This is a genomic window from Allobosea sp. TBD101 (assembly GCF_059817965.1).
Map to the genome: position 1 here is coordinate 3,540,094 of NZ_CM187543.1, position 15,661 is coordinate 3,555,754.

General features: G+C 65.0%; 16 protein-coding genes. 4 read left to right on the top strand and 12 right to left on the bottom strand.

Annotated elements, in window-relative coordinates:
* Window positions 1-46: 46 nt before the first annotated feature.
* Window positions 47-583, top strand: coding sequence for a peroxiredoxin-like family protein (locus AC6RIC_RS17185; RefSeq protein WP_499733228.1), 537 nt, complete (start codon window positions 47-49; stop codon window positions 581-583).
* Window positions 584-611: 28 nt separating this feature from the next.
* Here AC6RIC_RS17185 and AC6RIC_RS17190 read toward each other — a convergent pair whose 3' ends face one another.
* The 3 genes from AC6RIC_RS17190 to AC6RIC_RS17200 form a co-directional block, all read right to left on the bottom strand.
* Complete coding sequence (locus tag AC6RIC_RS17190) at window positions 612-1,043, bottom strand: hypothetical protein (RefSeq protein ID WP_499733229.1); 432 nt, start codon at window positions 1,041-1,043, stop codon at window positions 612-614.
* Window positions 1,044-1,148: 105 nt separating this feature from the next.
* On the bottom strand, window positions 1,149-2,369 hold the full coding sequence (locus AC6RIC_RS17195; protein ID WP_499733230.1) for an LL-diaminopimelate aminotransferase: 1,221 nt from the start codon (window positions 2,367-2,369) through the stop codon (window positions 1,149-1,151).
* Between the two features lie 183 nt (window positions 2,370-2,552).
* On the bottom strand, window positions 2,553-2,915 hold the full coding sequence (locus AC6RIC_RS17200; protein ID WP_454657397.1) for a hypothetical protein: 363 nt from the start codon (window positions 2,913-2,915) through the stop codon (window positions 2,553-2,555).
* Between the two features lie 115 nt (window positions 2,916-3,030).
* Between AC6RIC_RS17200 and phaC the strand changes: the two genes are divergently transcribed.
* Window positions 3,031-4,848 carry a class I poly(R)-hydroxyalkanoic acid synthase gene (gene phaC / locus AC6RIC_RS17205; RefSeq protein WP_499733231.1) on the top strand — a complete coding sequence of 606 codons (1,818 nt, stop codon included), beginning with the start codon at window positions 3,031-3,033 and terminating at the stop codon, window positions 4,846-4,848.
* A 362-nt stretch (window positions 4,849-5,210) separates the two neighbouring features.
* On the opposite strand, the gene AC6RIC_RS17210 is transcribed toward phaC, so the two are convergent.
* Window positions 5,211-6,554, bottom strand: a complete 1,344-nt coding sequence (locus AC6RIC_RS17210; protein WP_499733232.1) for an OmpP1/FadL family transporter — start codon at window positions 6,552-6,554, stop codon at window positions 5,211-5,213.
* A 430-nt stretch (window positions 6,555-6,984) separates the two neighbouring features.
* Between AC6RIC_RS17210 and AC6RIC_RS17215 the strand changes: the two genes are divergently transcribed.
* The gene (locus tag AC6RIC_RS17215; RefSeq protein WP_499733233.1) at window positions 6,985-7,833 is read left to right on the top strand and encodes a fumarylacetoacetate hydrolase family protein; all 849 of its coding nucleotides are present in this window, start codon (window positions 6,985-6,987) and stop codon (window positions 7,831-7,833) included.
* A gap of 353 nt (window positions 7,834-8,186) precedes the next feature.
* Here the strand turns inward: AC6RIC_RS17215 and AC6RIC_RS17220 are convergent, their stop codons facing one another.
* The 8 genes from AC6RIC_RS17220 to AC6RIC_RS17255 form a co-directional block, all read right to left on the bottom strand.
* Window positions 8,187-9,284 (bottom strand): helix-turn-helix transcriptional regulator, encoded by a 1,098-nt coding sequence (locus AC6RIC_RS17220; protein WP_499733234.1) that lies wholly within the window; start codon window positions 9,282-9,284, stop codon window positions 8,187-8,189.
* A gap of 107 nt (window positions 9,285-9,391) precedes the next feature.
* The gene (gene argC / locus AC6RIC_RS17225; RefSeq protein WP_499733235.1) at window positions 9,392-10,327 is read right to left on the bottom strand and encodes an N-acetyl-gamma-glutamyl-phosphate reductase; all 936 of its coding nucleotides are present in this window, start codon (window positions 10,325-10,327) and stop codon (window positions 9,392-9,394) included.
* Between the two features lie 317 nt (window positions 10,328-10,644).
* On the bottom strand, window positions 10,645-11,601 hold the full coding sequence (gene speB, locus AC6RIC_RS17230; RefSeq protein ID WP_499733236.1) for an agmatinase: 957 nt from the start codon (window positions 11,599-11,601) through the stop codon (window positions 10,645-10,647).
* A gap of 11 nt (window positions 11,602-11,612) precedes the next feature.
* Window positions 11,613-11,891 carry a hypothetical protein gene (locus tag AC6RIC_RS17235; protein WP_499733237.1) on the bottom strand — a complete coding sequence of 93 codons (279 nt, stop codon included), beginning with the start codon at window positions 11,889-11,891 and terminating at the stop codon, window positions 11,613-11,615.
* A gap of 209 nt (window positions 11,892-12,100) precedes the next feature.
* Complete coding sequence (locus AC6RIC_RS17240; protein ID WP_454657405.1) at window positions 12,101-12,853, bottom strand: SDR family oxidoreductase; 753 nt, start codon at window positions 12,851-12,853, stop codon at window positions 12,101-12,103.
* 97 nt (window positions 12,854-12,950) lie between these two features.
* Window positions 12,951-13,430, bottom strand: a complete 480-nt coding sequence (gene rpsI, locus AC6RIC_RS17245) for a 30S ribosomal protein S9 (protein ID WP_293812769.1) — start codon at window positions 13,428-13,430, stop codon at window positions 12,951-12,953.
* A gap of 2 nt (window positions 13,431-13,432) precedes the next feature.
* Complete coding sequence (gene rplM, locus AC6RIC_RS17250) at window positions 13,433-13,897, bottom strand: 50S ribosomal protein L13 (protein ID WP_499733238.1); 465 nt, start codon at window positions 13,895-13,897, stop codon at window positions 13,433-13,435.
* Window positions 13,898-14,274: 377 nt separating this feature from the next.
* Complete coding sequence (locus AC6RIC_RS17255) at window positions 14,275-14,430, bottom strand: IS3 family transposase (RefSeq protein WP_499733239.1); 156 nt, start codon at window positions 14,428-14,430, stop codon at window positions 14,275-14,277.
* A gap of 22 nt (window positions 14,431-14,452) precedes the next feature.
* Between AC6RIC_RS17255 and AC6RIC_RS17260 the strand changes: the two genes are divergently transcribed.
* The gene (locus AC6RIC_RS17260) at window positions 14,453-15,331 is read left to right on the top strand and encodes a hypothetical protein (RefSeq protein WP_499733240.1); all 879 of its coding nucleotides are present in this window, start codon (window positions 14,453-14,455) and stop codon (window positions 15,329-15,331) included.
* Window positions 15,332-15,661 lie beyond the last annotated feature (330 nt).

Consider the following 15,661-nt stretch of genomic DNA (forward strand, 5'->3'; position numbering starts at 1 on the left):
CTTTAAATCTGACAACCTCCGCTTCATTAGGCAAGAGGAGTTCGCCATGCCCCATCCCCGTCAACCCGCCCCCGCACTCCGCGTCGATACCGTCGCACATGGTCCGTTCGATCTCGCGGCCCAGAAGCCCGAGCGCTTCACGCTGATCTGCTATTATCGCGGCCTGCATTGCCCGATCTGCGCAACCTATCTGCGGGAGCTCGAGCGGCTCGTGCCGGATTTCGCCCAGCGCGGGGTCGAGACGATCGCCATCAGCAGCGACGAGGCTGATCGTGCCCGGCAGATGGCGGAAAAGATCAACGCCTCCGGCCTGCGCATCGGCTACGGGCTCGATCTCGCCAGCGCGCGCGACTGGGGGCTCTACATCTCAGCCACACGCGGCAAGACCTCGATCGGGATCGAGGAGCCTGCCCTGTTCTCGGAGCCCGGTGTCTTCCTCGTCCGCACGGACGGCACGATCTACTATTCGTCCGTCCAGTCGATGCCCTTCGCGCGACCGGCCTTCTCCGAGCTGCTGCAGGCGCTCGATTTCGCGATCAAGAACGACTATCCGGCGCGCGGCGAGTACACCGGCCCCGTCTGACGTTCCGTACGGAACCGCGTCGCCGTCCTCAGCCGAAATGGCAGACGACCTCGGCGGCGACGCGCTTCACCTTGCCGTCCTCGAAACCGAGATAGATGCGCAGCAGATTGGTGCCGAAGGCGGTCGCCTTGATCGTGTGCAGCGCCTCAATCGTCGCGCCTTGCGAAACGGTGCTGTTCTCGACGGCAGGAGTCCAGAACCACGGCTTGGGCGGATCGATCGTGATCTCCGAGAGCGCGCGCTCGGCATCGGCCCTGCCAGTGCCGATCGGAATGTAGCGGGTGACGATCTCGGTCGCGTCCCGGGCGCATTCGCGGCCATTGGTGACGGCCAGCACGTCCGAGACCAGGGCCGAGCGCGTCTGCGGGATGCGGCCCCTCGAATAGTCATAGGTCGCGACGAGGCAGATCAGCGCGAAGGCGGCGAAAGCGACGCCGAGTAGACGGCCTTTGCGTGACATGGAAGCGAGCCCCGGGCGCGATGCGGAGCCATCCGTCCGCATCGCATCGGTTCCCATGTTTTGCAGGCGCGGTCCAGAGGCATGCGATGCCGCAGCCGCCCCGCCCTACCCCGCCTTCGGCATCTGGATGACGTTGTGCAGCGTCGTGTCGGCGCCCTTGAGGAAGCGGCCGATGTTGCGCGCGGCCTGGCGGATGCGCTGCTCGTTCTCGACGATGGCGATGCGGACGAAGTCATCGCCATGCTCGCCGAAGCCGATGCCCGGTGCGACCGCGACCTCGGCCTTTTCGATCAGCAGCTTCGAGAATTCCAGCGATCCGAGATGGCGGAACTTCTCGGGGATCGGCACCCACGCGAACATCGAGGCTTCCGGCGCCGGGAACTCCCAGCCGGCCTTGCCGAAGCTCTCGACCAGCGCGTCGCGGCGCTTGCGGTAGATATCGCGCATCTCGCGGATGCAGTCGTCGGGCCCGTTGAGCGCGGCGGCCGCCGCGACCTGGATCGGCGTATAGGCGCCGTAGTCGAGATAGGACTTCACCCGCGCCAGCGCCGCGAGCAAGCGCTCGTTGCCGACGGCGAAGCCCATCCGCCAGCCGGCCATCGAGAAGGTCTTCGACATCGAGGTGAACTCGACCGCGACATCGATCGCGCCCGGCACCTGCAGCATCGAGGGCGGCGGGTTGTTCTCGTCGAAATAGACCTCGGCATAGGCGAGGTCGGAGAGCAGGATCAGTTCATGCTTCCTCGCGAAGGCGACGAGGTCCCGGTAAAAGTCGAGCGAGGCGACATAAGCCGTCGGGTTCGCCGGGTAGCAGGTGACGAGCGCGATCGGCTTGGGCACCGAATGCATCATCGCACGCTCCAGCGCCGGGAACATCGCCGGCGTCGGCTCGGCCGGGACGGAGCGAATCACCCCGCCCGCCATCAGGAAGCCGAAGGCGTGGATCGGGTAGCTCGGATTCGGCACCAGCACGACATCGCCCGGTCCGGTGATGGCCTGCGCCATATTGGCGAAGCCTTCCTTCGAGCCCAGCGTCGCGACAACCTGCGTGTCGGGGTTCAGCTTCACGCCGAAACGGCGCTCGTAATAGTTCGCCTGGGCGCGGCGCAGGCCGCCGATGCCCTTCGAGGCCGAATAGCGGTCGGTGCGCGGCTTGCCGGCGGTCTCGACCAGCTTTTCGATGACGTGCTTCGGCGCCGGCAGGTCGGGATTGCCCATGCCGAGGTCGATGATGTCGACGCCCTTGGCGCGCTCGGCGGCCTTGATCTTGTTGACCTGTTCGAAAACGTAGGGCGGCAAGCGCTTGATACGGTGGAAATCGGTCATCTCGAACAGGTCCTCGGCCGCCGACGGGCGGTGTCATGATTGCGCCGGGATTACATCCTTGCGTTAAGGGTGCTTAGCATCGCATCTTTCGTCATGACAGAGCCGATGACGCAATATTTTGCGATTCGTAGCGTAGACCTATCGGCTTGCAGCCGCGCTGGCGTGCCTGAAGCGGCCTTGCTCTCAGTTCCGGGGAAGCTTCGCCGGCTCCGGCGGCGGCGTCGCGCCGAGCGCTTTGGCGGTGTCCCCGGCGGCCGCATTGGCCTTCTGCTTGGCTTCGAGAGCGGCCTCGATCTTCTTGTAGTCCTCGACCGGCTTGCGCGGGGCCGCGCGCGTCACGCTCGACCCGACGGGGACGTATTCGAGGTCGTTCGGCCGGGCTTCCCGGACGAAAGCCTTGGATTCCTGCGGGGTGGTCGCCAGGCCTGCAGCCTCGGCGACGCCCTTGAATCCCTCGTCGCTGCCGCAGCCGGCGAGCGCCACGCCGACCACGACCAGCGCCACCGGAATCAGGAGCGGCTTTTTCGCGGAGATTTCAGTCGGCATCGGGGCATCCAGAGGTTGTCGATTTCACTTGGTAAAGCACAGCGGCTGCGTCCTTAATAGGACCAAAATGGAGCGCGATGCGCTATCCTACGACGACAGGGGGAAAGGGCGACATATGAGCGGAAAGAGCGACAGGGCGAAGGACACCACCGGTCCGGCCGAGGCCGCTCCCGACTTCGACCAGTTCGCGCAGAATATGGGCCGTCTAGTCGAGGAATACGGCAAGGTCACCGCCGCCTACCTGAAGCCGATCGAGCGCGGCGAGGCCAAGACCGGCCAGGCCGACGAGGCCAGCGACATGGTCAAGACGCTGGGCCGTGTCGCCGAGCGCTGGGTCAACGATCCCTCGAAGATCATCGAGGCTCAGGCCTCCCTCACCGGCGACTTCATGAACCTGTGGAGCACGGCGCTGAAGCGCGCCAGCGGCGAGGAGGTCGCGCCCGTCGCCGAGCCGGACAAGCGCGACGGCCGCTTCAAGGACCCGGACTGGACGAACCACCCCACCTTCGACTTCATCAAGCAGGCTTATCTGATCGGCTCGCGCTGGGCCGAGACGATGGTCGACAAGGCCGACGACCTCGACCCGCATACGCGCGAGAAGGCCCGCTTCTACATCAAGCAGATCGCCGGGGCCCTCTCGCCCACCAATTTCGTCGCCACCAATCCCGAGTTGCTGCGCGAGACCATGCAGCAGAACGGCGAGAACCTCGTGCGCGGCATGAAGATGTATGCCGAGGATGTCGAGGCCGGAGGCGGCGAACTCAAGATTCGCCAGTCCGACGCAAGTTCCTTCGAGGTCGGCGTCAATATCGCGACGACACCGGGCAAGGTCATCTTCCGCAACGAGATCATCGAGCTGATCCAGTACGCGCCCTCGACGCCGCAGGTGCTGAAGCGGCCGCTGCTGATCGTGCCGCCCTGGATCAACAAGTTCTACATCCTCGATCTCAACCCGGAGAAGAGCTTCATCCGCTGGTGCGTGGCGCAGGGGCTGACCGTCTTCTGCATTTCCTGGGTCAATCCGGATGCGCGCCACGCCGCCAAGGATTTCGAGAGCTATATGCGCGAAGGCATCTTCGCCGCGCTCGACACGATCGAGGAGGCGACCGGGGAAAAGAAGGTCTCGGCGATCGGCTACTGCGTCGGCGGCACGCTGCTCGGCGTGACGCTGGCCTATATGGCGGCGGTGCGCGACAAACGCATCGAGAGCGCAACCTTCTTCACGACGCAGGTCGATTTCGCGCAGGCCGGCGAGCTCTCGGTCTTCGTCGACGAGGAGCAGATCCGCGCGATAGAGGAGCAGATGGCCCGGACCGGCTATCTCGACGGTGCGCGGATGGCGGGCGCCTTCAACATGCTCAGGCCGAACGACCTGATCTGGTCCTACGCGGTCAACAACTACCTGAAGGGCAAGGCGCCGACGCCCTTCGACCTGCTCTACTGGAATGCGGATTCGACCCGGATGCCGGCGGCGAACCACTCCTTCTATCTGCGCAACTGCTATCTCGACAACAAGCTCTCCAAGGGCGAGATGCGGATCGGCGGCAAGACCCTCGACCTCAAGCAGGTGACGATGCCGATCTACAATCTCGCGACGCGGGAGGACCATATCGCGCCGGCCCAGTCGGTCTTCAACGGCTCGCAGTGCTTCGGCGGGCCGGTCGAGCATGTCGTCGCCGGCTCCGGCCATATCGCCGGTGTCGTCAATCCGCCGGCCAAGGTGAAGTACCAGTACTGGACAGGCGGACCGGCCAAGGGCCGCTATGCCGACTGGCTGGCCAAGGCGGACGAGCATCCGGGCTCGTGGTGGCCGCACTGGTTCGGCTGGCTGGAGGCCCAGGCGCCGAAGAAGGTCGCCGCCCGCGAGCCGGGAGGCGGCAAGCTCAAGGCGCTCGCCGACGCGCCCGGCACTTATGTGAAGGTGAAGGCCTAGGCTTTCGTCCGGTCGTGCTCGCCCTTGTGGCGACCATCGACGCCTTCGCGCCGGGGCGGCTCGACGAGCCCTCCCCGTGAGTATGTCCCGCTATTCGCCCCGCCAGACACAGACGCTCAATGCAAGGCCGGTGACGACGGCCGGTTCAAACGGCCCTGCCGTCCCGGTCGAACCCGGCAGGCTTCACAAATCGGGATGCCATCTATCGCATGTGCTCGAACTATGCCGCGGCGTGGAACGCCCGGCATCCCGAGTAGGCCCCGCCTCGTTCCCCGCCCAGCAGAACACGCCGCGGACCGACCATAGTCGCACCGACAAAAAAGCCGGCCCGAAGGCCGGCTTTTGTCGTGAGGCGGTACCGCTCAGTTCTTGCGGACAACCGGGCGAGCCGGGAGCGTCTGCTTCGGGTCGTCCCAATTATAGGTGATGCCGACCGAGGCGATGTGAATGTAGGGCTTGGCCTCAGCGGTGTAATAGACCGGCGCGCCGCGGTTCCATTGCGGGTGAGCCGGATTGTAGTTCACCGACGCCTTCTTCACGTCGATATAGGTGTAGCCGACATCCAGCTTGATCCGGTCGGTGACCTGATAGCTCGCGCCGGCGCTGAGCCAGAGACGATCGTTATCCGAGATGTAGATGGTGCGGTTGCGGTCGTTGACCGCGGACATCTCGTAGCCGATGCCGGCGCGCAGCGTCAGGTCCTTGCTGTACTTGTACTCGACGCCGCCGCTGAAGAACCAGGCGTCGTCATACTGGAAATTCAGGCTGGTCTGCGGGCGGCCGTTGAGCTCGTTGACGATCGGGATGTTGCGGAAGCGGCTCCAGTTCGTCCACTCGACGCCGAGATGAGCCTGCCATTGATCGTTGATCACCTGCGAAACGCCGACGACGACCGAGTCGGGCAGGTTCAGGTTGGCCTTGACCGGGAAGCGGGCGAGGACGGGCGTGGGCGTGGCCAGCGACCCTTGGAGCGTCTGGCGGATCGAAGAACGATAGGCCACGCCGATATTGGTTCCCTCGAACGGGGTGAACGTCGCGCCGAGGCGATAGCCGAAATCGATCGTGTCGCCCTCGAGAATGACCGGGGAGGCCGTGGGCGCGAGGCCACCGGCCTGCTTCAGCTTGGCGCTCAGATACTGGATCTGCAGAGCGGCGCCGACCGAGAGCCAATCGTTGACCTTGTAGCCGACCGTCGGCGAGACGTTGACGGTCACGAGCTTGGCCGAACGCCCGTAAATCTGGGCGGCGTGAACCTGGTTGTCCGGCTTGGAACGCAGGCCATAGGGCGCGCCGGTGGTCATGCCGACCCAGAGCCGGTCAGTCAGTTGCCAGGCGCTGGCCGAAGCCGGGATGACGGCGCCATCGCCGCCAATGTTGCCGGTGCCGAACTGGATCGGGTTCAGCGGCGCCGGCGCGTCCGGGCCGCCGACCCGCGAGGGCGACGTCGGCTGATAGTCGCCATTGGCGTTGAGATAGGTGTAGTTCCAGTTGCTGTGGCGGCCGGGAAACATGGTGATGGTCGCCGGGTTCCAGGCCATCGCGCTCATACCGATTCCGCCCGAAGCCGCGCCGGCAAAGGCCATGCCGAGGCCTTCGGCGCCCTGGCCGCTGCGGATGGCGAATGAACTGGCCGAGGCCGCTCCAGCCGCGAGGAGAGCGGCAAGCGAGACCGAGGCGGCTGCGGCGGTACGAACAAGGCCCTTCATCGAATCCATCCCGATCTAGATTTTTCGAGGTCGGACACCTCGCTTGATTCGGAGCATGACCCGAGCCGTTTCCCGCCGCAATCCTACCTCCGGCGCCGTGGAATCGCCGTACCGCCTCCTCATTTGGGACCAACTCTGCCGAAAACAGACCAAAACTGACGATTTCCGACGATGCGCCAGCCCGATTGTTCAGAAAGATATAGTTTATATAAGAACTATTACCGGTTTTTGCCCATTTCCGGCTCGCCTCAATCCCCTAGACTCACCCTGGGTCAACCGTCGCTTTGGGAAGCCCCGTTGCATTCGCGCAACAATCCGGCCGCCTGCTCCATGCGGATGTCCCATGCGCGATGACGGGCTTGTGTTTCCGGTCGGCATCCGATCAGAATCCCCTCACCCATTTAGATCGTTTGAAAACGGGGGAAACACCTTGAAACTGCTCCGCTACGGCGCACCCGGCCAGGAGAAGCCGGCCCTTCTCGATGCCAAGGGCGGGTTGCGCGACCTGTCCGGCGTCATTCCCGACCTCGCCGGCAAGGCGCTGACCTCGGCCTCGCTCGCCAAGATCAAGGCAGTTGCGCCGGAATCCCTGCCGCTCGTCTCGGGCTCTCCGCGTATCGGCGCCTGCGTCGCGGACGTGCGCAACTTCATCGCGGTCGGCCTGAACTTCGCCGATCACGCGGCCGAGACCGGCGCCGAGATCCCGAAGGAACCGATCCTGTTCAACAAGGCTCCGAACTGCATCGTGGGTCCCAATGACGACGTGATCATCCCGAAGGGCTCGCAGAAGACCGACTGGGAAGTCGAGCTCGCCATCGTGATCGGCGACGGCGGCTCCTATATCGAGGAGAAGGACGCCATGGCGGCGATCGCCGGCTTCTGCGTCTGCAACGACGTCTCCGAGCGCGCCTTCCAGCAGGAGCGCGGCGGCCAGTGGGCCAAGGGCAAGGGTTGCCCGACCTTCGGGCCGCTCGGCCCGTGGCTCGTCACCACCGACGAGATCAAGGACATCCAGAATCTCGGCATGTGGCTCGAGGTCGACGGCGAGCGCGTGCAGAACGGCTCGACCAAGACGATGATCTTCGGCGCCGCCTATCTGGTCCACTATATCAGCCAGTTCATGCGCCTCGATCCGGGCGACGTCATCACCACCGGCACGCCTCCGGGCGTCGGCCTCGGCTTCAAGCCGCCGCGCTTCCTGAAGGGCGGCGAGGTCGTCACCCTCGGGATCGAGGGCCTCGGCGAGCAGAAGCAGAATTTCGTGCCCTACAAGGGCTGATCCGAAAGGGGCGCTCCGGCGCCCCTTTTCATTTTGACGATATGATGCCGGGCTGGTTCAGCACCTCGGCCGGCCGCGAAACGGACGCATGAGGGCCATGCAGGGCAGAACGAAAAGGCACTGCCGAAGCTGCTTGACCTGGCTTCGGCAGTGCAAGCCGATACTCGCCTGTGGCCTTGCGGCCTTTTTGAGGACCACCACCATGGCCTCATCGAAAGAATCTGCCATCCCCCAAATGGGGGCTTCCCTTACGTCACATTTCCGGCCGCCGACGCAGAAGCCGTCGAGCCGCCGGCCGAATCGCCGACTTCGCCATGATTGCGGACGGGCTGCCCGCTCCGCCCCTAGCGGCTTCAGCGCGGCCCGGCGCTCTTCAGCAGGCCGACCAGATCGGCCTGCCGGCGCGTGCCGGTCTTGGCGAGGATACGCTTCAGGGTCGTGCGCGCCGTCGCCTCTGTCACGCCGAGACGCAACGCGGCCTCCCGCGGCGGATGGCCGCCGGCGATGACCGCGGCCAGCCGCGCCTCGGCCGGGGTGAGATCGAACAAGCCGGCGATCAGGCCGGCATCCGGCCCCGCTCCCGCGACGACCGGCGTCGCGACGATGATAGCGCCGGCAAAAGAGAAGATGTCGCGCGCCCGGCCGCGCACCGGCGCAACATGCACGACCATCGGGTCGGCGCCGCGCCAGGACGGGATCGGGACGGACCGGACCGGCTGGGGCAGGTCCGTCCGCGAGAAGCCCGCGATCGCTGTCGCCAGCATGTCGTCTGCCGGGGTGTAGGCAAGAGCGAGACGGGCCGTGCGATCGTGGAACACATCAGGGATCAGGTCCTGGAACAGGGCGTTGGCCTCGAGCACATGGCCGCGCAGGCCGAGAACCGCAGCCGGCAATCCCATCAGTTCGAGCGCCTGCGACGCCGCGCGCGCGCGCTCCATCGCCAGACGGCGACCGAGCAGTCCGGCCCGGGCGAAATGCGGCCTCAGGCGGTCAAGAGCTGCAATGGCCCGCTCATCGACGGTGCCCTCCGCAAACGAGCGCTCGCAATGGACGATCGTGGTGTCGCCGGTCGGCGCGGCAATCACCGTGGCGACCCCGGACCCGTACCCGGCCGGGATCAGGATATCCTGATAGACCGGCTCATGCGCGATCTCGTCGGGACTGAAGACATCGTCATCGGTGATGAAACCGAGCCGGCCATGCGCGAGCAGGCGCTGTGCCCGTTCGTTGACGGCGAACGGGATGCGGCGCAGCACCTCTTCATAACCCTCGGTGAACTCCGGCGAAGAGCCGAGAAGGCGCGCCTCGTCGTCGAGCACGGTCCCCAGCAATGCCTCGCGACAACTGGCGATCCGGGCCGTGTCACGCAGCACGGCAGGCCAACTCTCAGGCACGATCGCGGCCTCGTAGATGCCGTCGATCAATGCATTCTCGAACTCGCTGCCCGTCACGTCGCACCTCTCGCGGTACAACCAACCTATCCCGCATGACGCGAAGATGTCTCGTCAAAAGACAGGTCGTGGTTGATGTCGCAGCGCGATAGCAGGCGGAAAGCGGCTCAGCCCTCCGGCAATCCAAGCATCAGGCGGATGTTCTGCACCGCGGCGCCGGATGCGCCCTTGCCGAGATTGTCGAGCCGCGCGACCAGCACCGCCTGGCCGAGATCGTCCTGCCCGAACACCATGAGCTCCAGTTTGTTGGTGTCGTTCAGCGCTTCCGGCTCGATCTTGCCACCCAAGCCGTCCTGCGTGACGACGCGGACATAGGTCGAGCCGGCATAGCGCTCGGCCAGCGCATGGTGGAGATCGGCCACGCCCGGCCGCCCTGGCAGCATGTCCAGATGCAACGGCACGGAAACCAGCATGCCCTGCCGGAAATTGCCGACGGAAGGCACGAAGATCGGCCGCCGGGTCAGGCGGGCATAAGCCTGCAACTCGGGCAGGTGCTTATGACGCAGGCCGAGGCCGTAAAGCTCGAAGGCGGGTGCGACGCCGGTCTCGAAATCCTCGATCATCGACTTGCCGCCGCCCGAATAGCCGGAGACGGCGTTGACGGTGACCGCATGGTCCGGCGCCATCAGCCCGGCATCGACGAGCGGACGCAGCAGCGCGATGGCGCCGGTGGGATAGCAACCGGGATTGGCGACACGGTCGGCCTTGGCGATCTTCGCGGCATGGCCGGGCTCGAGCTCGGCGAAGCCATAGACCCAGCCCGGGGCAACGCGATGGGCGGTCGCGGCATCGACGATCTTGGGCGCGCCGGCGCCGAGCTGATCGGCGAGCGCGACCGATTCCTTCGCGGCGTCGTCCGGCAGGCAGAGCACGACGAGATCGACGCTCGCCATCATGTCCTTGCGGGCGGCGGGGTCCTTGCGCTTGTCGGGATCGATGCTCTTGACCGCGACCTCCGGCACCACCGCCAGACGCTCGCGGATACCGAGACCGGTCGTGCCGGCTTCGCCGTCGATGAAGATGGTTTTCAGGTTCTGGCTCATCGGGACCCCCGGTGGCTGGGCAGACACAGCAATGGATGGGCTTCAGGCATAAAAAAACCGCGCTTCTGGCGCGGTCGCGGGCGTTCGGTCAGCAGCCGAGCGTCATCGCGGGCGCGCCGTGGCGGCCAGGCAGGGGCGACGTCGGATGAAGCTCGTCATCATGATCCCGTATATGTTCGTGCTTGGACGAGGTGTCAATCACGCCTTGCGCCCCACCTGATCATTGCTTCGCCTCGCTCCTCGCAAAGTCGACACGCGCCGCAGGCCCGAAAGCTGAATCGCGGGAAGCGCTTCCCTGCTTTTCCTCGCGAACCGATTCAACCGGCCTTCTTCAGTGCCAATGCCTGGATGTGATGCTGGGCGATGCTCGAGGCGGCGACCGCCGTGATGTCGGCATGGTCATAGGGCGGCGAGACCTCGACCACGTCCATGCCACGGATATCGAGATCGCGGATCGCCCAGAGGATGCGCAATGCCTGGTCCGCGGTGAAACCGCCCGAGACCGGCGTGCCGGTGCCGGGCGCGAAGGCGGGATCGAGCGCGTCGATATCGAAGGTGAGATAGGCCGCGCCCTCCCCGACCCGCTCGCGAATGCGCCGCGCCGTACCGGCGACGCCGAGTTCCTGCGCCTCATAGGCATCGATGACGGCGATGCCGCAATCACGCGGCGCAACGGTGCGGATGCCGACCTGAACCGAACGCTCGACATCGATCAGCCCCTCGCGCACCGCCTCCAGCACGAAGCTGCCATGGCCGATCCCGCCCGGACCGTCGTCCCAGGTGTCCTGATGGGCGTCGAACTGGATCAGCGCCAGCTTGCCGTGGCGGGCGACATGAGCGCGCAGCAGCGGCAGGGTGATGAAATGGTCACCACCGAGCGTGACGAGATGGGCGCCCGAAGCGAGGATGCCGGCGGCTTCCGTTTCGATGGCGCGGGCGCAAGCTCCGAGATCACCGCGCGGCAAGGCACAATCGCCATAATCCATGGCCAAGAGTCGGGCGAAAGGATCGATGCCCGAAGGGTATTGCGGATCGCCGTCGAAAATCGCGCTGGCGCGGCGGATCGCCTGCGGGCCGAAGCGGGTGCCCGGTCGGTTGGTGACGGAGAGATCGAAGGGCACGCCCCAGATGACGAGATCAGACCCCGCGACATCCTTGCCGTAGCGGCGGCGCATGAAGGAGAGCGCGCCGGCATAGGTCGGATCAGCGGCGCCGCCGCGCCTGTCGCCGGTGAAGGCGTGGTCGATCGGTGGCTTGTCGGAGGCTTCGGTCATGATCGTCTCAGTCAGCGGCGCGCGTTGAACCAGACATAGATGCACCACGGCAGGATCAGCGCGAGCGCCGTCAGGACGAGGCGCAGCATCGTCCAGGCGTTGGGGTTGTTGAGCGCGCGCCCATCAAGCGCCGGCACGCCATGGATCAGGCCGAGCGCGATGGCCGGAGCGAGGAAGACGACCAGCGCCCGGCCGATGCGTTGCCCGCGCGGGAGTTCCTCGCGCGCCAGCATCAGCAAGGCCGGCACGGCGATCAGGACGAAGGCGATCAGGACGAGAAGGACGCGCATGGGGTTCCGGGCAGAGTGTCGCTTGCAAGCACTATATGTCGTTTCTCACCCGCGCCGTCATCCCGGGCGACCGAAGTGAGACCCGGGATCCATGCCGGAACCTCTATCTCGAGCGCTCCGGCATGGATCCCGGATCGGCGCCGCTATCGCGGCTTGTTCAGGATGACGGCGCGGTTGGAGCAAGACGATTGGAGCAGGAAGGTTGAACGCTACCTCCCGCCACCGACCTTCAGGATGATTCCAGTCGTGTAGCTCGACGCGCCAGACAGCAGGAACAGCACCGCCTCGGCGATCTCGTCGGCAGTCGCGGCGCGCTTCAGCGGAATCAGCGGCGCGATCCGGGCGACGCGGCCGGCCTCGCCGGTCGAGAGCGCGTGGATCTCGGTCTCGGTGATGCCCGGCGCCACCGCGTTCACGCGGATGCCGTGCGCCGCCAGCTCCTTGGCAAGACCGATGGTGAGGGAATCGACTGCGCCCTTCGAGGCCGCGTACCAGACGTACTCGCCGGGTGAGCCCAGTTCCGCCGCGACGGAGGAGATGTTGACGATCGCCCTGCCCTCCGCAGCTTCGTTGGCGATGAGCGCCCGGGCCGCCTCGCGAGCGACGAGGATCGCGCCGGTGACGTTGACGTCGATGCATTCACGGATGACCGCCGTATCGGCGTCGACGAGCGGCCCTGACTTGCCGGTGATGCCGGCATTGTTGACGACATGGGTCAGCGGCCCCAGCGCCGCCCTCGCCTCGGCGAAGACGCGGACGATATCCGTCGCGCTCGCCATGTCGCCTTGAAACGCCACGGCCTTCGCACCCGCCGCCTCGCAGGCCGCGACGATCTTGGCGGCCGCACCGGCATTGCTCCGGTAGTTCACCGCGACATCGTAGCCGCGCCCGGCCGCCATGATGCAGGTCGCAGCGCCGATGCCGCGGCTGCCGCCGGTGACGAGAAGAACGGGGCGGGTCATGGCAGGCTCCTGCTGATCGGGCGCGAGAATGCCAGCCAATACGAAAAGGGTGGCTCTTGCGAGCCGCCCTTCCGCATACCGGTAATCCCGGAAACGATCAGCGCTTCGAGAACTGGAAGCTGCGGCGGGCCTTGGCCTTACCGAACTTCTTACGCTCGACGACACGCGAGTCGCGGGTCAGGAAGCCTTCCTTCTTGAGCGGGCCGCGAAGCTCCGGCTCGTAGAAGGTCAGCGCCTTGGAGATGCCGTGGCGCACCGCGCCGGCCTGGCCGGAGAGACCGCCGCCCTTGACCGAGACGATGACGTCGTACTGGGTCATGCGATCGACGAGCTGGAGCGGCTGCGCCAGCACGAGACGCAGCACCGGGCGAGCGAAGTAGATCTCCTGGTCGCGGCCGTTGACGGTGACCTTGCCGGAGCCCGGCTTGATCCAGACCCGGGCGATGGCGTTCTTGCGCTTGCCGGTGGCATAGGCGCGGCCCTGCGCATCGACCTTCTTGACGTGGACCGGAGCTTCCGGCTGAGCGGGCTTGGCGACGTCGCCGAGCTGGGAGAGAGACTGCAGAACTTCAGCCACGGTCAGACCCTCTTGTTCTTGCTGTTGAGCGCGGCGACGTCGAGCGCCTCCGGCGACTGGGCAGCGTGCGGATGCTCCGCGCCCTTGTAGACGCGCAGGTTGCCGAGGATCTGGCGGAAGAGCGGGCCGCGCGGCAGCATGCGCTCGACGGCCTTCTCGACGACGCGCTCAGGGAAGCGGCCTTCCAAGATGAACTTGGCCGAACGCTCCTTGATGCCACCCGGGAAACCCGTGTGGTGGTAGTAGTTCTTCTGCTCGCGCTTGCGGCCGGTGAAGGAAACCTTCTCGGCGTTGATCACGATGACATTGTCGCCGCAGTCGACATGCGGGGTGTAGGCGACCTTGTGCTTGCCGCGCAGACGCATCGCCACAACGGAGGCGAGACGGCCGACGACGAGCCCGGAGGCGTCGATCACAACCCACTTCTTTTCGACATCGGCGGGCTTGAGCGAGACGGTGGTCTTCATCGCGGTACCCCTTCGGTTGCGTAAAAAAGGACAAGCCGCCGGAGAGCCCGACGGCGGTGTGGCGTCGGGATAGGGGCAAGCAGGCCGACTGTCAAGCGTTACAATTGACGCCAAAAAGCAGAAAACGCCTATTTTTCAATAAGCTGAGAAAAACGGTATCAGGATACCGCATATTATTCCGCCGCCGCGACCCGCGCCCTGCCGCACCGCTCACCGCGCGACGGTGTGGGAAAGCACAAAGTTTGTCGGTTGGGGCGGGTAGTGTGTCGGCGGCGGAAAGCAAAGTTTGTCGGAAGCGTCTGTCCAACCCGGACAGTGTGTCAAACGGCTCGCAAAGTTGCCCCTCGAATGGAGTGCGCCCCTGCGGGTAGACAGGATCAGGCTGCGGATTTGACCGTGAGCCGGGCGTGTTGATCCTCGAACTGCTGCGGGCTGAGATAGCCGAGCGCGGAGTGCAGTCGGCTGGCGTTGTAGACGTGATCGATGAAGCGTGGAAGGTCGGCAGCCACATCCTCGAAGGTCTCGTAGGCCATTGGATATACTCGCCTCCGAAGGATGCTGAGGTTCTCGGGTCTTATTCCGAGCAATACGCTCAATCGGGCGGGAGGCGAGATTGTCTTCGACGCCGAAGCTGCAGCGGAACTGCTGAGACGAGAGCAGTCAGCGCTGACATTTACGCAGCTGCCGGCATACCTTGGCACCAACGTCGTTCAAACGAAGTTGCTGATCCAAGGCGGCTATATCAGGTCGATCATTGCGAGCGCCCGCTTCGAGGCCGGATTTCCCTCCTACGCCCGCGAGGATTTGGATCAATTTGTCGCGCTGCTTTCGGAGCGCGCGCAGGACGTGTTGATGGCCCCGGAGGGTGCTTACCAAATCATGCACGCTGCCAAGCGCGCATGCTGCAATTCCACAGAGATCGTCGATCTGCTGCTGGCCGGCAAGTTGTCCTGGGTCGGCAAGCTAACCAATGGGACCGGATACGACGCCATCCTCGTCGATCTTGATGAGATCCGCCGGTTCGTCCGAGGTCCAGAACTCGCCGGTTTGACTATGAATCAAGCCTACAAATCCTTGCGAATTAATCCACGGGCGCTGAACGCAGTCGTCGATGCCGGCTTGCTTACGACAGTTAAGCAGCGTCCCCCATCCAATCGCGCCACTCTCCAGATCATCCCACTGGCCGAAGTCGACAGGTTCCGATCCACATACATCACGTTATTTGAAGCCTGCGCAGTCCTCAACGAGCACCATCTCGTCCTCAGGAGGCAGCTCGCTCATGCAGGAGTCACACCCATGTGCGACCAGACAACAGCGAGAGTGACACTGTATCGAAGGATCGATGTGGCTGCGATCTACCCGGCAACAGGCAAACCTCTCGACCAGACAACGCCAGTGAGTTTGATCGAAAGACGGCGAACCCGCTCGGGCTGATTTGTCCCCGGGAAAGTCGCACATACCGATCCATCCTGCGGAAAATCACACCTCGATAATCACAGACGCGCCAGGCAGTTGCGCCTTTTCTGGCCAAGCCCCTCACGCCGCGCCCTGTCTAAGGAATTGTCCGGTCGCAATAGCCGGCGACGTTGTTCGTCTAACAATCGACAGCTGGACCGCCCTCAGCGGCACGGTCCGACCGAAGCAGCTACCTTCCCAGGCAAAAAGATCTTGCCGCCGCTTCCGGACGATCCGGCGCATCCCTTCATCATTCGCGCGCTATTCCCGAGATCGAATCCAGCTTGCGCCGACTCCTCAAGCTGTCTG